The 3,939-nt window shown below is 45.4% G+C and carries 3 protein-coding genes; 1 reads left to right on the top strand and 2 read right to left on the bottom strand.

Annotation, left to right across the window (positions count from 1 at the left end; translation table 11 throughout):
• Both Q0294_RS20215 and Q0294_RS20210 read right to left on the bottom strand, forming a co-directional pair.
• Nucleotides 1-1,702, bottom strand: a 1,702-nt coding sequence (locus tag Q0294_RS20215) for a biotin/lipoyl-binding protein (RefSeq protein ID WP_299469066.1), incomplete at its 3' end; no start/stop codon positions are given.
• Nucleotides 1,703-1,768: 66 nt separating this feature from the next.
• On the bottom strand, nt 1,769-2,701 hold the full coding sequence (locus Q0294_RS20210; RefSeq protein ID WP_299469064.1) for an efflux RND transporter periplasmic adaptor subunit: 933 nt from the start codon (nt 2,699-2,701) through the stop codon (nt 1,769-1,771).
• Nucleotides 2,702-3,405: 704 nt separating this feature from the next.
• Between Q0294_RS20210 and Q0294_RS20205 the strand changes: the two genes are divergently transcribed.
• Nucleotides 3,406-3,939: hypothetical protein (locus Q0294_RS20205; protein ID WP_299469062.1), on the top strand; the 534-nt coding region annotated here is incomplete at its 3' end.

Genomic DNA, 3,939 nt, shown 5'->3' with positions numbered 1-3,939 from the left:
CTATTCCACTGATGGGTGCGATCACCTTCATATTACGGAGCTGTTCTTCAATTTCAGCAATTCTTTCCTCGATCGTCACGAGTTTTTCTTTGGCAACCTTTACACCAGCCTGATCATCCAGCGCCAGAAATTTTCGAATCTCCCCTTCCTGAACCTGTCGATCTGTTTTTAATTTGTTGAGTTCATCTTCTTTTTCGATGTTCACGATACTTGCCAGCAACTGGCCTTTTTCCACATACTGTCCCGGTTCGGCATACACCTGCTCCAATCGACCACTCTCCGTCGTGTAGACATGCTTCACACCATACCCTTCCACAATGAAGGGGGCTTCAAAATGCATGGGAACTGGGATCAGGAGAATTCCAAGGATCACAGCGGCAGTGACCGTCAGAGTCGCTGATACCTTAAAGTAATTCATGGGTTCGGTCCTCGGTGCAGAAATAATTTTGTAAATATTGGAGACAATACCCCAGATAAACGTCCCGACAGAAACAACGGCCAGTGTGATTCCAATACTCTGCAAATCGTACGGTTTCAGCATGGTATAAAGAAAGAGCGTAATCCCGAACATGATGAACCAGCGATACAAGCCAGCTGAAATCGCATAGACAATAAACCAGAATTTTCCCGTTTCCGGCATAAAGGGATCACGCTGCGATTCAATCCCCAGGCAATACCAGGCAAAGGTATCACGGAGATGCTTATCGGCTTTTTGCCTCAGGTTGGGAATTTCCAGTAAATCGCTCATCATGTAATAACCATCGAATCGCATCAATGGGTTGGCATTAAAGATCACGGTCGTGACTGTTGATACGAAAAACAGGTTTAATGCCAGATGGTTCAGCAGCCCCGGCTTAGTAAACCACCAGACCCAGACAGCAACTGCCGACATGATCACTTCGATATACATGCCCGCGCCGCCAATAATAATGCGCTGCCATTTATTTCTCAGCATCCAGGAGTCCGACACATCACAATAAAGACACGGGCTGAATACCAGAAACATGATTCCCATGCCATGACATTCACCGCCATAGTGTTTGCAGGATAACCCGTGCCCAAACTCGTGAACCACTTTTGCGGCACCGAGCACAAACCACATGTAAATCATGTTAGGCCAGCCGAAAAACTGCTGAAATTCGGGTAAGCGGCTTCGAAACGCCTCAAACTGCACACCTATTAATGCCCAGGATGAAATAATGAACAACGCAAGCATCGTTGTCGCCCAGGGACGCCACATCCATTTGACATACGGGTATAACCGCTGCAACGAAGTTTCCGGGTCCCAGCCGGGAAGCCTGAGATACATCAAATTTTTAAAGGTAGTGATTAATTTCTTGCTATGCTCTTCCCGACGCTGCTTAATCAGCGTTACGCCTTGCCCCGGACGTCCACTGGTCAACAGGCCTTTTCGATACAAGTCGGAAATTAATTGCTGAATCTCAGAGATCGAAAGCAGTAAAGTCGGATACTGCCGATGCACCTCGTCCTTAATCTCTTCAGGACAGCGTTCCCCATTCAAGAGATTCAGAATAAAAAACTGCTCAGGATGGAGTCGTGTGTATTTCAGTGATACCGGATCTTTGATCACCCAGTACCCGAGCCCTTTATAGTGAATCCATTTGCTGATCAAATCATCGCGCACGCTCAACGGAATGGGCCGTTCGGTTGAGGAAGTCATGGATTCGCTTAAAGTGCTCATGTGCAGTGATGGTCTTTTACAGAAATGGAAAACTCTTTGGCGTCAGAAAATCGAGAGTGTCGAAAACTATTTCTTGACAGATGTTTCCTGGGCGACTTTACTGCTCGACTTGTCAGGTAAAATTTTCATGGTCGCCATGTAACCGGCTTTCAGAAGATTCTCCGGATTTTCCACTTCTGCCCAGACACGAATGGATTTTCCATGAATCGGCTCGACCTCCACATCGATAAAAATGACTTTACCATGAAACTTTTCCTCTTCGATGGGGAGTCGGATTCCATGAATGTCTAACTGAACTTCAACCGGTGTTCCTACGTGAAACTTCCAGGTATCTTCAATATTCACATAGCCTTCCACTTTAACCCGTTTGGTACTGACAATTTCCAAAACTTCATCGCCGTGACGTACGACTTCGCCCGTCGCGTGAAATTTTTTCGTGACGATACCATCAAAGGGGGCAATGACTTTGGTCTCTTCAATCTGTGCGTCAATTTCCTCAAGTTGCAATTTACTCATATCGAATTCCAGTTCGGCCTGTTCAATTTGCAGGTCACTTTTTTCTGCAGTGAGTTCCAGACGCTTGATATCCAGTCTTGAAATGGTATTCGGGACTCGTTTATTAATATCCAGATTCATTTCCAGTTCGACGTAGGAGGTATCTCTGGCCTTTTGCGAATAACGAATTTCAATATCATTGGTAGAACGCTTTTCAGCCGTCTTGCGAGACGCTTTTAATGCGTCGCTCTTGAGTGCGGCAACGACCTGCCCTTTTTTGACCGATTCTCCTTCGTTGGGTTCTACATATTGCAATACACCGGGACGATCACATCCCAGGATCACCCGATCAATCAGTTTGATGCGGCATTCATTGATAATAATCGCAGAACCGGGTGTAGCCGACACTGGCTTTTCTTTCGCCTGATCGTCTGCATCCAGACTTCGTACAGTCAGCATCAGGCTTAATCCGATCATCAGCATTGCACAGCAAGAAGATTTCATCAGGTTTAACTTCATTACTTCATCCTAAAATCTGAATCTGTTGTATTGATGGAAAGCCAAAAAACTTCCCTTCCGGTTTCGCTCGACAATCTCTGACAAAATTTTATCGACATATAAATATAGACACTTCTGAGCCTAATATCTAACGGTTCAAGCCCCCCGCTGACAAGCGATTTTTAATAATGCTATAGTGTTTTTTAAGGGTCGGTTCGGGACGTAACGCCTTGTTGAAGCAGTACATCCCGTCCGCACATACGACACAATCATCCCATATACCCCACTCTTACGGCCCGTCCTTGAAGCCGAGCGGTGCTTTGATCTGTGGATTCGTTGTAAGTCACTGTCAGATTATAAATTATGCTTAGTTCTCTTCGTACGCATGTTATACTTTAAATATTTGACCGTCTTTTAACTTTAGATACCGTTTATATGATTCTGTGCTCTTAGACGGGTTACACAAATCTTCCGTTTCATTTACGCAACATACGGGAAAAATTAAGTTTACGGTGAAATGGGATTTTGCAAACGGTCACGTTACTTAATAAAATCATGGTATGTAAGATTGTCCAGAGTATGAAATTGGTGTGAGAACGCATCAAAAAACCATATTTTCTGTCTCTTCTTACCGTATACTTTCTGAAGACTTTGTTCTTTTGAAAAATAAATACTGGAATATTCGAAAATCAAACAGGTAATCTAACTCAATGACCAGCACTCAATCACCCACCCAGACCCGCGAACGCGTCATTCGTATCGCACGGGAAATCGAAGAGTTCGCTCATTCCAATGTGGCGCCGGAAACGTTCTTCCGTGAATTTCTCAGAAGAGTTGTGGCTGGTCTGGGCGCGACTGCTGGCGCTGCCTGGATCATTGATGACAGTGGTCGACTTGCAATCACCAGTGAAGTGAATCTGGCAGACACCGGTTTTTACGAAGAACCGGAAGCCATATTGAAGAACCAGCGGCTTTTATCTGATGTGCTGTCGACTGCGGAAGCACGTATTTTTACAGCAGACAATGACACTGACGTGCATTTGCCGACAGATAACCTGATTATCGTCGCCGCATTATCAATTCGCAAAAAACCAATTGGTGTGATCGAAATCTTCCAGCGATCGAATGCCCCGAAACAGGCTCACCCGGGTTACCTGCAATTCGTCGAACAGATGTCAGGCTACGCTTCGCACTATCTCGCTGAACGCGAGAAAGCCAGCCAGACCGATGCCTCTCTGGAAGCG

Origin of the sequence: uncultured Gimesia sp. (assembly GCF_937919775.1) — a bacterium.
Classification (GTDB): domain Bacteria; phylum Planctomycetota; class Planctomycetia; order Planctomycetales; family Planctomycetaceae; genus Gimesia.
Note: the sequence above shows the minus strand (reverse complement) of the source record. Positions and strands in the feature narration are given on the sequence as shown.